This window comes from Enterococcus sp. LJL98 (genome assembly GCF_054871745.1).
In genome coordinates this window covers 131,247-149,256 of sequence record NZ_JBTXLU010000006.1, presented here as the reverse complement: position 1 = coordinate 149,256, position 18,010 = coordinate 131,247, and the positions used below count along the sequence as shown (strand labels likewise).

Below are 18,010 nucleotides of genomic sequence, written 5' to 3'. Positions count from 1 at the left end.
ACAGGTAAAATACAATGATACTTTTCAATAGCGGTGTGCTTACTTCTTTTAGACATACAAAAAACTCCTCTCATAGTAGACTAGAATTTTTATTTTTTCTAGTGTCTACTATGAGGGGAGCATATCAAGGTCTCACTTCCTGTTTTTTTATGCACGAATCGCTGTTTCTAAACCAACTTTAATCATTTCATTGAAAGTCGTTTGACGTTCTTCGGCCGTTGTTTCTTCGCCCGTAATCAAGTGATCACTTACCGTACAAATCGCTAATGTTTCCACATTGAATTTGGCACCTAAGTAATAAAGGACCGCCGCTTCCATCTCCACGCCTTTGACTCCGTAATCAGCCAGTTTAATCATTTCATCAGTATAGTCTTTATAGAAGCTATCTTCTGACAAGATATTGCCTACGTGAGTGGTCATCTTCATTTCCATTGCCACTTCATAAGCAGTTTTCATTAAATGGAAATCTGCAATTGGTGCAAATTCAAAGTAAGGGAAATTCCGTTTGATAATCCCTGTCGTTGTCACCGCTCCTTGAGCAATGACGAGGTCACGAACGTGTACATCTGTCGATAATGCCCCGCATGTTCCCACACGAATTAAACGTTTCACGTCATAAGATTGAATCAATTCATGAATATAAATCGATGCAGAAGGCATTCCCATGCCTGTCCCTTGCACCGAAACTCGTTCGCCTTTATAGGTTCCTGTGTAACCAAGCATTCCCCGAACTTCATTATAACAAACAGGATTTTCTAAGAAGGTTTCCGCGATGTACTTCGCCCGTAGCGGATCGCCTGGTAGTAAAATTTTATCTGCAATTTCTCCTGGTTTTGCTTCAATATGAACGCTCATTAATGATGTCCTCCCTCATAAAATTTCAAATTATAAAGCAGCTAAGGTTTCTTTAATCAAAGCTTTGAATTCTGCTTTGACACGTTGCGTTGTTTCAACGACTTCTTCATGGTTTAAGTTTGCTTGCATTCCGGCAGCCAAGTTCGTAATACAAGAGATTCCTAACACTTTCAGTCCACTATGAGCGGCGACAATGACTTCCGGCACCGTCGACATCCCTACTGCATCAGCACCAATCGTGCGAGCAAAACGAATTTCCGCAGGTGTTTCATAGGTCGGTCCTGTAAAGCCCATGTAAACCCCCTCTTTTAAATGCAAGCCTTTGGCATCAGCGACTTGTCGGGCTACTTCACGGTAACTCATGGTGTACGCTTGGCTCATATCCGGGAAGCGCGGACCCATTTCTTCTTCATTTTCACCGATTAATGGATTGGCACCCATGAAATTGATTTGGTCGGTGATTAACATTAAATCTCCAGGAGTAAATGTTTCATTTACACCACCACATGCATTGGTTACAATCACAGAATGAGCCGCGAGAGCTTTCATTACACGTACCGGATAAGTCACTGTTTGCATGGAGTGTCCTTCATAATAATGGAAGCGCCCTTGCATGGCTAAAACTTTCTTACCCGATAAGGTTCCATAAACTAATTGACCCGCATGTCCCACGACAGTTGAAACCGGAAAATGTGGAATTTTGTCATAAGGAATCACAATCGCTTCTTCAATTTCTTCTGCTAATTCCCCTAACCCTGAACCTAAAATCAAACCAAACTCAACTTCTTGTACTCCTTGTTCCTTCATGAAAGCAACGGTTGCTTGTAATTTTTCTGTTAATGACATCAATATTTTCCTCCTTTTATTTTAAAAGACTTAAAAAGCTTTGTCCATTTTCTGTTTGTGGCACACCAAAGTTTTCTGCAATAGTAGCTGATATATCAGCAAAGAAGCCTTGCGGTAAAGCACCCGCCGCTGCAAATTTCTTGCTGAAGACGAGCAGTGGGACATACTCTCTTGTATGATCAGTCCCTGGGAAAGTCGGGTCATTACCATGATCGGCTGTAATCATTAACAAATCCTCTTCATCCAAAGCATGGAGTAATTCAGGAATTCTTTGATCAAAGTCTTCAATCGCTTGGGCGTACCCCTTCACATTGCGGCGATGACCGTATAAAGCGTCAAAGTCTACCAAGTTGGTAAAGCTTAATCCGGTAAAGTCTTTTTCCATCACTTTTAGTAATTGATCGACACCATCCATGTTGTCCTTTGTCCGGACGAATTCTGTGATGCCTTGTCCGTTAAAGATATCATTGATTTTACCGACTGCAATTACCTCTTTGCCATTTTCTTTTAACGAATCTAAAACGGTTTTACCAAACGGATCCAGGGCATAGTCATGTCGGTTGCTCGTGCGTTTAAAGTTTCCTGGTTCACCCAAGTAAGGCCGCGCAATAATTCGACCAATCATATAAGGGTCATCTTTGGTGATTTCTCGGACGTACTCACAAATCCGATACAGTTCTTCTAAAGGAATGACTTCCTCGTGGGCGGCGATTTGTAACACTGGATCAGCGGAAGTATACACAATCAACGCACCGGTTTCCAGTTGTTCAGGACCGTAATCATCTAAAACCGCTGTTCCAGAATAAGGCAAGTTACAAAGGATTTTCCGTCCTGAAAAGTCTTCAATTTGTTTTAATAATTCTGGTGGAAAACCTTCTGGGAATACACGGAAAGGGGTTTGAATATTTAAACCCATGATTTCCCAATGCCCTGTCATCGTATCTTTTCCAACAGAAATTTCTTCTAATTTCGTCGCATAACCTTGATGTTGCGCAACATTTTTTACCCCTTTTAACGGACGAATCGTTCCAAGGCCTAGTTGTTCCAAATGAGGAATCGTCAAACCCGCAGTTTCAGCAATATGACCCAATGTATCTGAACCGACATCATTAAAGGCTGCTGCATCAGGTGCTTCACCAATACCGACAGAATCCATTACAATTAAATGTACACGTTTAAACATGTTCTTCCCTACTTTCTTCATCCTGTTTTTATTATACACAAAAGGGCAAGGCTAAGCGTATCGCGCCCTTTTCCCCACCCTTTCGTAAAAACTTATTTTGATTTGATATAATTGCGCCCGTTGGCTTTTGGTGCAGAAGCTTTTCCTAAGAAAGCCACTAATACGATAACCGTAATAAGATACGGAGCAATTTGTAATAAAACTGGTGGAATCGATGAAATAATCGGTAGTTGTGCCCCGATGATACTTAAACTTTGAGCGAAACCAAAGAATAATGCCGCGCCAAGCGCACCAATCGGATTCCATTTACCAAAAATCATCGCAGCCATCGAAATAAACCCTTGACCGACAATCGTACCAGCTGAAAAGTTCCCTGAGATTGCTTGAGCAAAGACCGCGCCGCCCATCCCACCAAGCAAGCCAGAAATCAATACACCGGCATAGCGGAATTTATACACATTAATCCCTAACGTATCCGCTGCTTGAGGATTCTCCCCAACCGAACGAAGACGTAAGCCAAACCGAGTTTTAAAAATAACATACCATGCAATAACCGCGATAATGACAGCCAAGTAAGCCGGTAAGAAGGTATTCTTAAAAAAGATTGGACCTAAAACAGGAATTTTTTCTAATCCAGGAAAACTAAAGTAACCTAAGTTGTACTGAATGTTGTCTGTTTGCCCTTTTTGATACCAAACTTTAATTAAGAAAACACCGAGTGCCGGAGCCATCAAATTCACGACTGTCCCACTAATAATATGATCCGCTCGAAAAGTCACCGTTGCAACTGCATGAATCAACGCAATCAACACCCCAACAGCGCCACCGACTAAAATCGCCAACCATGGTGTCCAACCTTGAAACTGTTCAGACATCTCTAGGTTAAAGACAACGGCACTAAAGGCCCCCATCACCATGATGCCTTCCAGCCCGACATTGACAATCCCACTCCGTTCTGAAAATGTCCCTCCAAGAGAAGTTAAAATCAACGGTGTGGAATAAACCAATGTAGACGTCACAATTAACGCAATAATTCCAATCACTGACATTAGATTTCGCCCCCTTCTTGGCTTTGTTCATCTGGTGTTGTTTCAATCGTTCGAACAAGTTCGACTTCTTCTTTGGCATCAGGCATTAATTTTGCTAATCCTAAACGAATGACATAACTAATTCCAACAAAGAAGATAATGAGTGCGATTGAAACATTGACAATTTCAAAAGGAATATTGGCTCCTGTTTGCATACCCAAACCACCAATTTTTAAAATACTAAATAAAATTGCTGATAGTAAAATACCTAGCGCACTTCCTGATCCGAGCAAGGATACCGCCATTCCATCAAAACCAATGGATAAAGAAGTTGTCTGAACGAAGAAGTTTTGGTACGTTCCTAACCCTTCAACGACCCCACCTAGTCCGGCCAAACCACCAGAAATAACCATTGATAGCACAATCGTCCGTTTGCTACTCATCCCAGCGTACTCCGAAGCGAAAGGATTTAACCCAACAGAACGAATTTCATAACCGAGCGTTGTTTTCTTCATTAAGAACCATACGAGCACCAGCGCGAGTAAAGCTAAGAAGAGCCCCCCATTCACACGAGAGCCACCAAAGAATTGCGTTAACCAAGGCATCCGAAGTGTGGCATTTTCACCGATTGCTTTTGAAGAGTCTAAGCTCGTTCTTAGATCTTCAGAGACAACATTTTGTAGTAAAAACGTACTAAGATAGAGTAAGATATAGTTCATCATAATTGTAACAATGACTTCACTGGTGCCAAAGAAAGCCCGCAATAATCCAGGAATTGCTGCAGCAATCGCACCCGCTAATGCGCCTAAGAGAATCGCTAATGGCAATAACACCATTTTAGGTAGTTCTGGAAAAGCAAGCGCCACCCAGACACTCGTAATCCAACCACATAAGGCTTGGCCAGATAAACCGATATTAAAGAAGCCCGCAGAATTAGCTACTGAAAACCCTAAAGCAGTAAAAATCAAAGGTGTCGCTTGACGCAAGGTTTCACCGATACTTCTTTGGTTCCCTAATGAAGCAGTCAACATTTGGCTGTATCCAGTAATTGGATTGTATCCGAAGGCTAGCATTAACAAGCCTCCCAAAAGAATCCCTAAAATAACAGATAAAATCGGCACCAAGAGATTTCTTATTTTTTCATTGCGGTTATTCATTGGTCGCCACCTCCTGTTGTTCTAACTCTTGACGCGCTTTTTCTAAGGAAGATCCAGCCATCAGCAATCCTAACTCTTGCTCTGAGGTTTCTTTCGCGTCCACGATACCGACAATCTGACCGTCATGAATGACGGCAATCCGATCGGCAACATTTAAAATTTCTTCCAGTTCAAAACTAATCAGCAAGACCGCTTTAAAATTGTCTCGTTGTTCAATAATCCGTTTGTGAATAAATTCAATCGCACCGACATCCAAACCACGAGTCGGATTGGCAACAATTAATAACTCTGGATCACGGCTAATTTCTCGGGCGATAATCGCTTTTTGTTGATTCCCTCCAGAAAGGGCTTTGGCTGGAACGAGTTCATTCACGGTTCGAACATCAAATTCTTCAATCAAATCACGCGCCTGGTAATTCATTTCATTGTAATCAAGGACGCCCATTCGACTCATCGGTGCCCGATAATAAGTTTGTAAAGCGATATTTTCGGAAAGAGTCATATCCAAAATCAACCCGTATTTATGCCGGTCTTCTGGAACGTGTCCGACACCAGCTTCCGTGATTTTTCGCGGACGAAAATTCGTAATTTCGTCGCCGCCTAAATAAATATGGCCACTTTCAACTTTCCGTAACCCTGTTAAGGCTTGAATCAACTCTGATTGCCCGTTGCCATCAATGCCAGCAATTCCTAAGACTTCACCTGCGCGAACATCTAAACTCAGATGTTTCACTGCTTCAAGTCCGCGATTTTCTTTGACAACGATGTTTTCTACAGACAAAACAACCTCCTGTGGATTGGCTGGTTTTTTATCCGTCTTAAATGAAACCGCACGTCCCACCATCATATCGGCTAATTCTTGAGAAGAAACATCTGCGACATCGACGGTTCCAATCCCTTGCCCACGACGAATGACCGTGCAGCGATCCGCCACGGCTTTGATTTCATCTAATTTATGTGTGATGATAATAATTGATTTTCCTTCGTCGACCAACCCGTGCATGATTTTGATTAATTCCTCAATTTCTTGCGGCGTTAAAACGGCTGTCGGTTCATCAAAAATTAACACTTCTGCTCCCCGATATAAGGTCTTCAAAATTTCAACCCGTTGTTGCATTCCGACTGAAATATCACGAATATAGGCATCTGGATCAACCTGTAATCCATATTGCTCAGAAACGCGCAGTATTTCTTCGCGAGCGGCTTTTTCATTCAACACGCCCAAACGACTCGGTTCATTACCCAAAATAATGTTTTCTGTTACGGTAAAGGCATCGACTAGCATAAAGTGTTGGTGCACCATCCCGATACCTAATTGATTGGCTTTCGTTGGACTTGACACGTCCACGACTTGACCGTTTAATAAAATTTCCCCCGAGGTAGGTTCCAACAAACCCGACAACATGTTCATTAGCGTTGATTTACCTGCACCATTTTCCCCAAGTAACGCATGAATTTCTCCTTTTTTTAATTGGAGGTTCACGCGATCGTTGGCTTTAAAGGTCCCAAAACTTTTGGTAATATTACGCATCTCGATGACAAACTGTTCTTCCGTCACAATGCTCACATCCTTTGTATTAATCACTGATTATAATCCTATAATGGCAATCCCTATAGAGAGCTTTTTCTCTCAATGAAATACTTTTTGCAAAAATACTTCATTGAAAGAAAAAGAGCCCGACTTGAAACTCATGATTGATTTTCAGTTCGGGCCTTTTCGTTCACAACTTCCGTTTATTTTTTCGCTGGAGCTTCTGGTACTTCAATTTCACCAGCAATAATTTGTTCTTTTGCTTTAGCTACTGCCGCAAGCGCTTCTTCAGATAATTGACCGTCTGTTAAACCAACGCCATCTTCAGCTAAACCATAGACAACATGTTCTCCACCTGGGAAAGAACCATCAACTGCTTTTTGAGCCAAGTCTTGAACCACTGCGCCCACACCTTTTGTTGTTGAAGTTAAGGTGAAGTTTTTGCTTTCGCCATCTAATTTAAAACCACCTTCGTCGGATTGGTCACGGTCTACACCGATTACCCAAACGACTTTATCGCCAGTTTCGTTTAATGACTTCGCTTCTTGGAAAACACCATTCCCTGTTGCACCAGATGCATGGTACACAATATCTGCGCCTGTTCCATACATCCCTTGAGCGATTGTCCGTCCTTTATCTGGCGCGGAGAAATCACCTGCGTATTTCACATCTAACGTGACTTTTTTACCTAATTCTTTTGCAGCCGCTTCGATTCCAGCTCTAAAGCCTGCTTCAAAACGTCCGATTACTTCGCCTTCTACCCCACCAATGAAACCAACTTTTCCTGTTTCTGTCGTGTGAGCAGCTGCGACACCTGCAAGGTAAGCTGCTTCTTGGTCTTTAAAGGTTGCAGAAGCGACGTTATCGCCCTCAACGACTTCATCGATAATGACAAAGTTTGTTTCTGGATTTAATGGTGCTTGGTCAGCAATCGCTGGTTGTAGCTTATAACCAATTCCGAAAATTGTTTTAAATCCTGCACTTAAGGCTTGGTCAATATTTGGAATATAGTCCGACTCATTAGAAGATTGGAAGTATTGGAAGCCATCATTGCCACGAGTCACGCCATTTGCTTTCCCCCATGCTTCTAAGCCTTCCCAAGCAGATTGGTTAAAGGAACGGTCATCCACGCCACCTGTATCTGTAATTAAGGCAGATGTTGCTAAACCAGTTTTCCCGCCCGCTTCTGACGATGCAGAACCTGAGCCCGATCCATCTGTTGTACCACCATTTCCGCATGCGCCAAGGAATAAAACACTTGCCAACGCCACTGCGCTTAAACCAAAGAATTTTGTTTTTTTCATTACTGAAAAGCCCCCTATAAATTCATTTTTTTATTTTCAAAAGCCTTTAACGGCCCGTTGAACAAAAGTAAGTTCCGTTTGTATACTGGAATCAAAAATCGTATTTGCTAACTTGTTTCCTTCTTCATTTTATTATAGCGAAATCCTTTTCATTCACCTAATCAAAACCATTGTTAGGACAAATCTTTACCGTTGAAAAAATAAGGCAACAGTGCTTCAACTGTCATTTCTTTTTGAATGCCATTTTCACCAACTAAGGTCACTGGCATTGCCGGATCGAAAAATTCCACCATCACCTGACGACAAGCGCCACATGGAGAGATTGGTTCAGGTGTCTTTCCCGCGATTACAAGATGTTGAAACGCGCGTTCTCCTTCAGAAACCGCCTTAAAAATCGCCGTGCGCTCTGCACAATTCGTTAAGCCAAACGAAGCATTCTCGATATTTACGCCTTGGTAGGTTTTTCCTTCCTCGGTGACTAAGCAAGCACCTACTGGAAAGTGCGAATAGGGTACATAGGCTTGGTCCAGTGCCGCAACAGCTTCCTCAATCCATTTTTGTTTCTCTGTTTTCATTTACTCACCTCAATAGCCTATCCCAGTTGCACCTGAGATAATCGCCACACTGGCACTTGTACCTAAACGACTCGCCCCTGCTTCGACCATTGCCATCGCTTGCGTCGCATCATGAATCCCACCAGAAGCTTTCACACCCATTTTTTCACCAACTGTTTGACGCATCAAGCGAATATCTTCGATAGTTGCTCCGCTCGTTGAAAATCCAGTTGACGTTTTAACGAAATCGGCTCCTGCAGCCTTAGCGAGCTCACAACCACGGATGATTTCTTCTTTTGTGAGTAAGGCTGTTTCTAAAATAACTTTGACTAAGGCACGATCTTTTGCTGCTGCTACGACAGCCTCAATGTCTTTTTGAACCAAGACGTCTTCACCCGCTTTTAACCATCCAACGTTAATGACCATGTCAACTTCATCCGCGCCATTTTGTATGGCCTCCGTTGTTTCAAAGGCTTTGGTTGCCGTTGTATTGGCACCTAAAGGAAAGCCAATTACCGTGCAAACGGCTGTTGGGAATGTTTTTAGCTCTGCTGCTGCAAGTGTCACCCAACAAGGATTGACACAGACCGAATAAAAGTGATGGGTTTTTGCTTCTTCAATAATTTGCATGACACCTTCACGTGTTGTATCCGCCTTTAAAACGGTATGATCCATTAATCGATTTAATTCCATTTTTACACTCCCTATTCTGTAATTACTTCATAAATGAGCGGAAGAGAAATCTTTTCTGCACCGACTTCAATGTTTTTTTCTAATAAGGCAATCACTTCTGTCACATCTGAACGATTGCTATAAATTGTCAATAAGCTTTCTCCTTGCTTGACTGCGTCACCAACTTTTTTATGGAGTTTCAAGCCGACAGCATAATCGATTTCATCCTCTTTCGTTTGGCGACCAGCCCCCAGCATCATCGCGGCAATCCCAATTTCATTTGCAACAAGTTTCGTCACGTAACCTGTTTTTTTGGCAATTAATGGGATTTCATATTGCGCGGTTAATAATTTTTCTGGCTGATCAATGACCGTCGCATCGCCTCCTTGGTTTTGAATCATCTCACGAAACTTCTCTAACGCTTTGCCTGACTCCAGAGCTTCAACTAACAATTGACGGGCAGCAGTTAGATTTTCTGCCTTCTTGGCTAACACGACCATTTGACTTCCCAAAACATAACACATCTCTAATAAATCTGCAGGACCTTTTCCTTGCAAGGTTTCAATTGCTTCAACTACTTCTAAACTGTTGCCAATGGCTTCGCCTAAAGGTTGATTCATATCTGAAATGACAGCCATCGTTTGACGATTGGCTAGCGCACCAATCCGAACCATCGTTTTGGCTAACCGTTGAGCGTCAGCCAACTCTTTCATAAAGGCACCATCTCCTGTTGTTACATCGAGCACAATCCCGTCCGAACCAGCAGCAATTTTTTTACTCATGATCGAACTCGCAATCAGCGGAATCGAATCAACGGTAGCCGTCACGTCACGCAAAGCATAGATTTTTTTATCGGCGGGGGCTAAATTCCCCGACTGACCAATCACGGCGACTTTGCTTTGATTCACGAGTTGAGTAAAGCGCTCCTCGGAAAGTTCAATTTGAAAACCGGGAATCGCCTCCAGCTTGTCGAGTGTCCCACCCGTATGGCCTAATCCACGACCAGACATTTTCGCCACAGGTACACCCACACTGGCAACTAACGGAGCTAAGATTAACGTGGTTGTATCACCGACGCCTCCGGTTGAATGCTTGTCGACTTTGATTCCTTCAATCGAAGACAAATCAATCACCTCACCCGAATGTGCCATTGCGAGTGTCATCGCGGTAATTTCTTCATCCGACATGTCTTCATAAAAAACGGTCATTAAAAAAGCGCTCATTTGATAATCTGGAACTTCCTCCTGAGTATAACTTGTCATTAACCATTGAATCTCATCTTTTGTTAATTCGCCACCATCACGTTTCTTTTTTATCAAATCAACCATTCGCATGGGTTTGACCTCGCTTTCTCATCAATATTTATTATACGCATTTTTAAAAATAGGTAAACTACTTTAGTAAAACGGTTTACTTAATACGTTATCGTAATGTAACCCTTTTCAAAACACATGATACGCTCTTTTTTTCTCACTGTCAATCCCTTCTTCCTCTCTTTTTCAAGAGAGGAAGTTATCTTGTTATATCGTTCACACTCTCACGAAGAATTAATTTTGTTTCAAAAATTTTATTGGGAATTCGACGTTCTGGAAATTCAATTGCGTCAATTAGAAATTTTGCTGCGGTAAAACCAATCTCAAAAATGGGTTGATTCACGGTTGTTAGCGCTGGTGTAAGTGTCTTGGTTAGCTCAATATCATCGAACCCAATCACTGAAATATCTTCTGGTACTCGCTTCACTGCTTCATAAATTGCGCGGTAACAACCAATCGCCATGGCATCGTTACTACAAAAAACTGCCGTGATTTCAGGATTGGTTAAAACTTGCTTTGCCGCTTGATAGCCTCCTTCAATCGTCAAATCACCCAGGGCCACGTAATGTTTTTTATAGGGAATCTCTGCATCTTTTAAGGCATGGCGATAGGCGTTGTAGCGTTCTTGCAATTGGTAGTAGCTGCCATTTTCTTTTAATAAGGCAATCTTGCGGTGTCCTTGTTGAATGAGATGATTCACCGCCTGATACGCACCTTCATACTCTTTAATAATCAAACGACCGGAATCTCGCTGATTAATCCCGCGATCAATCAAGATCAGAGGCATCTTCCGATAAAAATCACTCCCGTAGGTATAGCCTTCCGCCATTAAATTAGGCGTTGCAAGCAACACACCATCGACAGAGCGATGACTTAAATCTTGTAACAGTTGCGTTTCTTTTTCCAAACTTTGTTGAGAATGGCAAAGAATCAATTTGTAGCCTAAAGGAGTTAAGTAATTTTCTGCTCCTTCCACCATCTTCGAAAAGAAAAAATCAGTCACGTCAGGCACAATCATTCCAATCGTCTTGGAGTGTCGATTAATCAAATTTGAAGCAAAAAAATCTGGCCGATATTGATGTTCATTTACAATATCCAAGACTCGTTTGCGTGTCTGTTCGCTAAAACGGCTTCCTTTATTATTTAAAATTTGCGAAACGGTCGTCACCGAAACACCCGCCATCTCAGCAATTTGTCGAATGGTTAATTTCAATTTCCCCGCTCCTTCCTAACTAGCTTTCTTTCGTGCTTTGAATGATATAATAGCCGCGATCCTTTAATAAAATTTGGGCATTGCCAAAAACTTCGAGCATTTTCTTTTGAGCACTTGGCGCGCCTTGTTTCTTTTGAATTACAATCGTCAACGTCCCGCCAACTAAAAGTAAAGGATAGGCTTTTTCTAAAATCGCATGCACGACTTGCTTACCTGCCCGAATCGGTGGATTACTTAAAATCGCTGCATAGGCCGAGTGTTCCAATGTTTCGTAGAGATCCGATGTATGAATCGCTACATTTTCAATTTGATTTTGTTCCGCATTTTTTTGAGCTAGCGCAACGGCACGCTCATTCACATCCAACATTTCAACGAAACGTCCAGTACTATAGGCCAAAGATAAGCCAATTGGCCCGTAGCCACAACCCACATCCAACAAGGGGCCCGCTGGCAAGTCCTTGCTTTCAAACGCCTCAATGAGCACGCGTGAACCATAATCCACCGTTCCTTTAGAAAAAACATTGCTATCGGTGGTAAAACGAAAATCTTTGCCTTTTAATTCAAAATTCCACGTCACATAATTGTGCGCAATCGCTGGTTTTTTACTATAATAATGATTCGTCATAATTTTCGCTTCCTTTTTTTAAGTCCTTTTCTTAATCATAACGATATTTGAAGGCTTGTAAACTATCTTTTCTCTACTCTGTGGAATTTATTATTTTGTCTCCTACTTTTTTGTGATAAACTAGTGCGGAAGACGAATAAGGAGGTTTCCGGCTAAAAATGAAGGAAAACGTGAACTACTATCAAATTCCTCGCAGTGAGTGGCAAGATTATTATACAAAAGAACACATGCCTTTAACACAGGAGGAGCTCGATCGTATCAAAAGTCTGAATGACCAAATTTCCGTACAGGATGTCGAGGATGTCTACATGCCCTTGTGCCATTTGATTCATTTGTACATGAAGGAGTTTGAATCGTTAACATTAAGCAAGGGTTTATTTTTACATCGGTATGTGAAAGTTCCCCCTTTTATCATCGGGGTGGCAGGCAGTGTCGCTGTCGGAAAAAGTACGGCTGCCAGACTGTTACAAACGTTACTTTCTCGTTTGTTTTCACGTAAAATGGTCCAACTGATTACGACAGATGGTTTTTTGTATCCGAATGCCGTCTTAGAAGAACGAGGACTAATGAATCGTAAGGGTTTTCCTGAAAGTTATGACATGGAACGCTTAATTCAAACATTAAATGAAGTCAAATCAGGGAAAAATGTGGAAATCCCCCTTTATTCTCATCAAGTTTACGACATAGTGCCAGGAGAATTTGAGGCGATTTTGCAACCAGATATCTTAATTGTTGAAGGCATTAATACCTTGCAACTACCAGCGAATCAACAAATTTATGTCAGCGACTTCTTTGACTTTTCAATTTTCATTGATGCGGAGCCGAAACTTATTGAAAAATGGTACTTAGAACGTTTTGAATCGTTACTTGATACGGCCTTCTTAGACCCTAAAAACTATTACTACAAGTTTGCCATTGGCGACCGACAAGAAGCACTCGCCATGTCACGTTCCGTCTGGAAAAACGTCAACTTAAAAAACTTAGAAGAATTCATCCTACCGACACGAGGTCGCGCAGATATTATCCTGCATAAACAAGAAAATCACCTCATTGATCAAATTTATCTAAGAAAACACTAATTTTTTTTGCTAAATAATTGCCAAATCGGCAATCTTTTATTATGATAATCAAGAGAAATCACGTGGAAATGGTTCGCCTTTTCCATGAAATTATAGAAGATAGGGGTCGTTTATTGTGCCAAACATTGACAATATGCCGAACGTTGAAAAAATCATCGTTCTTGATTACGGTAGTCAATTTAACCAACTAATCACACGTCGCATTCGTGAATTTGGTGTTTTTTCAGAATTATTAAGTCATCGTATCACTGCTGACGAAGTAAAAGCCATTAATCCTAAAGGAATTATTCTTTCTGGTGGACCAAACAGTGTCTATGCAGAAAATGCTTTTGATATCGATGAAGAAATCTTAAACTTAGGTATCCCTGTTTTAGGTATCTGTTACGGAATGCAACTTGTCACCGAGAAATTAGGTGGAAAAGTAGAAGCTTCTAGTAAGAAAGAATATGGGAAAGCCGAACTTGATGTGACCACTGAAGAAGCGGTACTTTTTAGCAACACACCCAAAGAACAAATTGTTTGGATGAGCCACGGTGATTTAGTTACTGAAGCCCCTACTGGTTTTGATGTCGTTGCGACAAGCAAAGATTGCCCAATCGCCGCTATTCAAGACGACAAGCGTAAAATTTACGGTGTCCAATTCCATCCAGAAGTCCAACATTCTGAATACGGAACCGATCTTTTAAAACATTTTGCTTTTGACGTCTGTGGTGCAGCTGGCAATTGGTCAATGGAAAACTTTATTGACATTGAAATCGCAAAAATTCGTCAACAAGTTGGCGACAAAAAAGTCTTACTTGGCCTTTCAGGCGGTGTCGATTCAAGCGTTGTTGGCGTGCTTTTACAAAAAGCAATTGGAGACCAACTCACTTGTATCTTTGTTGACCATGGTTTATTACGTAAAAACGAAGGCGACCAAGTAATGGGGATGCTTGGTGATAAATTTGGTCTGAACATCATCCGCGTCAACGCGAAAGATCGCTTCTTAGGTAAATTAGCTGGCGAAAGCGATCCAGAGAAGAAACGTAAAATCATCGGAAACGAATTCGTTTACTTGTTTGATGATGAAGCGAAAAAATTAGCGGGTGAAACGAAAATTTCTTTCTTGGCGCAAGGTACCTTGTATTCTGACGTCATTGAATCAGGAACAGAAACTGCCCAAACCATTAAATCACACCATAACGTTGGTGGCTTACCAGACGATATGGAATTCGAATTAATCGAACCTTTAAATACGTTATTCAAAGATGAAGTCCGCGCCTTAGGAACTGCTTTAGGCATGCCAGATAACATCGTTTGGCGCCAACCCTTCCCAGGACCTGGTCTTGGTGTACGTGTTCTTGGCGAAATTACGGAAGAAAAATTAGAAATTGTCCGCGAATCAGATGCCATCTTACGTGAAGAAATCGCCGCTGCTGGCCTTGACCGTGACATCTGGCAATACTTCACTGTTTTACCAGGTATCCGTAGCGTTGGGGTGATGGGTGATGGTCGTTCTTATGACTATACTGTAGGTATCCGTGCAATCACATCAGTGGATGGGATGACGGCTGACTTTGCCCGCATTCCATGGGACATCTTGCAAAAGATTTCTGTGCGAATCGTCAATGAAGTCGATCACGTAAACCGCATCGTCTATGACATTACGAGCAAACCACCAGCAACGATTGAGTGGGAATAAAAGTAATAGATAACTTACACCTATAAACCTTGATTTAATAGCATTTAAGATGATTTGAAGACATCTATAATCAAGTAAAACAACTTGGTCTGTCTCCAGTGTTGTCTCCAAAAAAGCTTATTGGATTTTAAATCCAATAAGCTTTTTTGTTTTTATCTAATCAAGGGATAAGGTTAATAACTTTATAAACATCTCAATATACTCATCTTTATAAGTTGTCTTTTCTAGTAGCATTAATAACTCCGATGACTTCTTATTATCCTGAGAATATGGATTGAAAAACTCACTTGGTGAAACATCTAATGCCTCAAGTAACTTTAATAATGACTCCAATGACAATTGTCTCTTATTGTTCTCAATTAAATTAATAAAGGGCAAACTCAAATCGGCTTTATCTGCTAACTCCTGTTGTGTAATACCCCTTTTTAACCTTATTTCTCTAATACTACTACCTATACTGTTTAGAATATCTTTTATTTCCATGAAATACCCTCGCAATTGATCTCTTTATATACAATTGTAAAGTTTTAACTGCCGCATATATATAAACAATAGTATCTTTTCACAAAGGATACTTTACTAAAAGAAAACTAAATGTTAATATATTAGCTGACAGTTATTAAAATAAGGAGGTTGTATAGGAGAATACATATACTCATTAGTACTATTGTAGTTACTCTAGTAATTACCGTTACGTCACGAGAATGTGTATACATATTAAATCAAAAGGATTACTGAAAAATAAATTGGAGTAACTAAAAATATTATTTAATGCATAGGAGGACATATTATGACAACAAGAAGAGATTACAAAAAATTAATGCAAAGTAAACGACGAAATAAAATGTATACAAAGGCTACTGTTCTAAGTGTGTTAGGATTAGGTATGTTCGGTATATCACAACAATCTCAAGCATCCGAAACAGGATGGACAGCTAATACTCCCGAAAGTATTGTTATTAAACAAGGTGATACATCTTACACGATGAAACGTGGGGATACACTTTGGGCAATCGGAATGAAAATCAATATCAACGTTAAAACTTTAGCAGAAGTTAACAATATCGACTTAGCTAGTGGTCAACAGTATTCGTTACAAATCGGAACTGTTATCAAATGGGATAACGGTAAATTGGAAGTAACAGATACAAACGGAAACAAAGTTGGCGAAGGACTTGAATTAAACGATTCAAATAAAATCGTTAAAGACAAGCCTATTGGCGAAGACGTAACAAATGATGTTAACAACGGCAAAACAGACCCATCAGACGTTGTTGGTCAACCTGATAACACAGGTGGCGACAAAGACAATGGTGGTTCAAACAACGGTGGTAATAATGGTGGAACAGAAGATAACGGTCAAAAACCTGAAACTCCTGAAAAACCAGTAACACCACCAACTAAACCAGGTGACAAACCTGAAGAACCAGAAAAACCAGTTGACCCTGAAAAACCGGAAGACAAAGAAGAAGCGGATTCGAAAACTCCAATTGGACAGTTTGGATTATTCAAAACTGAACAAGAAGCTATCGAATACGGTTTAGCCCTTGCAGAAGAAATTTCTAGCAAAACAGGTAAAGAATACGAAGTTGAAACTTGGGAAGTTATCTCAACAAAAGGTAACTCAATGGGTTGGACTGGACAACTAGTTGAAAAGGATAACGGACAAGTTCCAGTTGTTGAAGTAGACGTGAAAATCCAGTACAAATCAGAAGATGGAATCATCAACCAAGAAGTTACTGAACGTCACGAAAGTGGTTCAACACAAGTATTCGAAGCTAAACACTTTGATGGATATGAAGCAATCGCTCCAATCTCTCAAACCTTTGTTATCCAAGATGGTCTTACAGTAGTATTTAACTACAAGAAAATCGAAGATACTCCAGTTGACCCAGAAGCACCTAAAAATGAAGATGTACACGTAACAGTAGACGTTGACGTTAATGGTAAAGTATTAACTTCAACAGAAGGTTACCACTTCATTTCTGAAAGTACTGATGGTGGGGTTGTAGTAACTAAACCAAATGGTGACACAGTTACTACATACACAACAACTCGTGTATGGGAAAAAGACCTATACATTCCATCTAATGAAAACAAATACGTAACAGTAAATGTGGACACAGAAGGAAATGTATTAAGTTCTGTTGAGGGGTACTCATTCGTGTCTGAGACAACTACTTCAAACAAAGTAATTATCAACGACAAGGGTGATACAGTAACTACTTACACAACTACTAAAGTGTGGAAGAAAAACACCCCATCAGAAATTACACCAGTTTCTCCTTTAGGTAACAGTGGCATCTTATCTAAGTCATTAGCAGATGCAGGAGCACAAGGTGAAGCAATGCATAACGACCCTAATTCAGAGTTCTACTATGGAAACCCAGTTGATGGTGATTGGGATAAAGGGTACGCATTCAAAACAATTCAAGTACAAATGTCTAATGGTGAAACTTGGTATTCAGTAGAGTTTTACGTTATTGACTTAGGTCATGACCACTATGTAGGTCAAGTGCTATATGAAGCTAAATTCGCAACTAAAGAGGAAGCTGTAGCGAACTACAATGCTATTGCAGATGAATGGTTCGATTATGCATTCGACCATAACATTCAAGTTAAACCTGAATGGTTTGGAGCACCGGGTGAGTATACTGTTCGTGTAACAGTTGTACACATTTACTAATTTGAACTAAATAAAACATTAAACGCTTAGAGATTAACTTCTCTAAGCGTTTTTGATTACCAAACTATATTGAATTAAACTTCAATTTTTTAGTTTGACCTCGAGTTCCACCTTTCTACTCAAGGAATACTAATCATCATTTATTATTATTTCTAAAGACAGATAAATATGATTCAAAAACAATCTCTTCCATCCCCTTTAAACATTGATTATAGCAAATACTTCTTTAATATCTTCCTCTCAATCTGCACAATCTTATACTAAACCTGTGACTGAAGCATAA

The 18,010-nt window shown here is 40.6% G+C and carries 16 protein-coding genes; 3 read left to right on the top strand and 13 right to left on the bottom strand.

Annotated features, from left to right (window positions below; all coding sequences use genetic code 11):
• Window positions 1-147 precede the first annotated feature (147 nt).
• From deoD to ACYSNO_RS06730, 12 genes are all read right to left on the bottom strand, one after another.
• The gene (deoD, locus tag ACYSNO_RS06785; protein WP_461730305.1) at window positions 148-855 is read right to left on the bottom strand and encodes a purine-nucleoside phosphorylase; all 708 of its coding nucleotides are present in this window, start codon (window positions 853-855) and stop codon (window positions 148-150) included.
• Window positions 856-885: 30 nt separating this feature from the next.
• Window positions 886-1,704 (bottom strand): purine-nucleoside phosphorylase, encoded by an 819-nt coding sequence (locus ACYSNO_RS06780; protein ID WP_461730304.1) that lies wholly within the window; start codon window positions 1,702-1,704, stop codon window positions 886-888.
• A gap of 13 nt (window positions 1,705-1,717) precedes the next feature.
• Window positions 1,718-2,884 carry a phosphopentomutase gene (deoB, locus tag ACYSNO_RS06775; protein ID WP_461730303.1) on the bottom strand — a complete coding sequence of 389 codons (1,167 nt, stop codon included), beginning with the start codon at window positions 2,882-2,884 and terminating at the stop codon, window positions 1,718-1,720.
• 92 nt (window positions 2,885-2,976) lie between these two features.
• Entirely contained in the window at window positions 2,977-3,933 is a 957-nt protein-coding gene (locus ACYSNO_RS06770; protein ID WP_461730302.1) for an ABC transporter permease, read from the bottom strand.
• A complete protein-coding gene (locus ACYSNO_RS06765) occupies window positions 3,933-5,069 on the bottom strand; it encodes an ABC transporter permease (protein WP_461730301.1) in 1,137 nt (378 codons plus the stop codon). Before ACYSNO_RS06765 ends, ACYSNO_RS06770 begins: the two co-directional genes overlap by 1 nt.
• Window positions 5,062-6,600 (bottom strand): ABC transporter ATP-binding protein, encoded by a 1,539-nt coding sequence (locus ACYSNO_RS06760; protein ID WP_461730314.1) that lies wholly within the window; start codon window positions 6,598-6,600, stop codon window positions 5,062-5,064. Before ACYSNO_RS06760 ends, ACYSNO_RS06765 begins: the two co-directional genes overlap by 8 nt.
• A gap of 203 nt (window positions 6,601-6,803) precedes the next feature.
• The gene (locus ACYSNO_RS06755) at window positions 6,804-7,904 is read right to left on the bottom strand and encodes a BMP family lipoprotein (RefSeq protein ID WP_461730300.1); all 1,101 of its coding nucleotides are present in this window, start codon (window positions 7,902-7,904) and stop codon (window positions 6,804-6,806) included.
• Window positions 7,905-8,077: 173 nt separating this feature from the next.
• Window positions 8,078-8,479 carry a cytidine deaminase gene (locus tag ACYSNO_RS06750; RefSeq protein ID WP_461730299.1) on the bottom strand — a complete coding sequence of 134 codons (402 nt, stop codon included), beginning with the start codon at window positions 8,477-8,479 and terminating at the stop codon, window positions 8,078-8,080.
• 9 nt (window positions 8,480-8,488) lie between these two features.
• Window positions 8,489-9,151 carry a deoxyribose-phosphate aldolase gene (gene deoC, locus ACYSNO_RS06745; protein WP_461730298.1) on the bottom strand — a complete coding sequence of 221 codons (663 nt, stop codon included), beginning with the start codon at window positions 9,149-9,151 and terminating at the stop codon, window positions 8,489-8,491.
• An 11-nt stretch (window positions 9,152-9,162) separates the two neighbouring features.
• Window positions 9,163-10,464 (bottom strand): pyrimidine-nucleoside phosphorylase, encoded by a 1,302-nt coding sequence (locus tag ACYSNO_RS06740; RefSeq protein WP_461730297.1) that lies wholly within the window; start codon window positions 10,462-10,464, stop codon window positions 9,163-9,165.
• Between the two features lie 178 nt (window positions 10,465-10,642).
• The gene (locus ACYSNO_RS06735) at window positions 10,643-11,656 is read right to left on the bottom strand and encodes a LacI family DNA-binding transcriptional regulator (protein ID WP_461730296.1); all 1,014 of its coding nucleotides are present in this window, start codon (window positions 11,654-11,656) and stop codon (window positions 10,643-10,645) included.
• A gap of 19 nt (window positions 11,657-11,675) precedes the next feature.
• Window positions 11,676-12,281 carry a class I SAM-dependent methyltransferase gene (locus ACYSNO_RS06730; protein ID WP_461730295.1) on the bottom strand — a complete coding sequence of 202 codons (606 nt, stop codon included), beginning with the start codon at window positions 12,279-12,281 and terminating at the stop codon, window positions 11,676-11,678.
• A 158-nt stretch (window positions 12,282-12,439) separates the two neighbouring features.
• On the opposite strand from ACYSNO_RS06730, the gene coaA reads away from it, so the two are divergent.
• Both coaA and guaA read left to right on the top strand, forming a co-directional pair.
• Window positions 12,440-13,360, top strand: a complete 921-nt coding sequence (coaA, locus tag ACYSNO_RS06725) for a type I pantothenate kinase (RefSeq protein WP_461730294.1) — start codon at window positions 12,440-12,442, stop codon at window positions 13,358-13,360.
• A gap of 133 nt (window positions 13,361-13,493) precedes the next feature.
• A complete protein-coding gene (gene guaA, locus ACYSNO_RS06720; RefSeq protein WP_461730313.1) occupies window positions 13,494-15,041 on the top strand; it encodes a glutamine-hydrolyzing GMP synthase in 1,548 nt (515 codons plus the stop codon).
• Between the two features lie 156 nt (window positions 15,042-15,197).
• On the opposite strand, the gene ACYSNO_RS06715 is transcribed toward guaA, so the two are convergent.
• The gene (locus tag ACYSNO_RS06715) at window positions 15,198-15,524 is read right to left on the bottom strand and encodes a helix-turn-helix domain-containing protein (protein WP_461730293.1); all 327 of its coding nucleotides are present in this window, start codon (window positions 15,522-15,524) and stop codon (window positions 15,198-15,200) included.
• 307 nt (window positions 15,525-15,831) lie between these two features.
• Here ACYSNO_RS06715 and ACYSNO_RS06710 point away from each other — a divergent pair, with 307 nt between their 5' ends.
• Window positions 15,832-17,727 (top strand): LysM peptidoglycan-binding domain-containing protein, encoded by a 1,896-nt coding sequence (locus ACYSNO_RS06710; protein WP_461730292.1) that lies wholly within the window; start codon window positions 15,832-15,834, stop codon window positions 17,725-17,727.
• Window positions 17,728-18,010 lie beyond the last annotated feature (283 nt).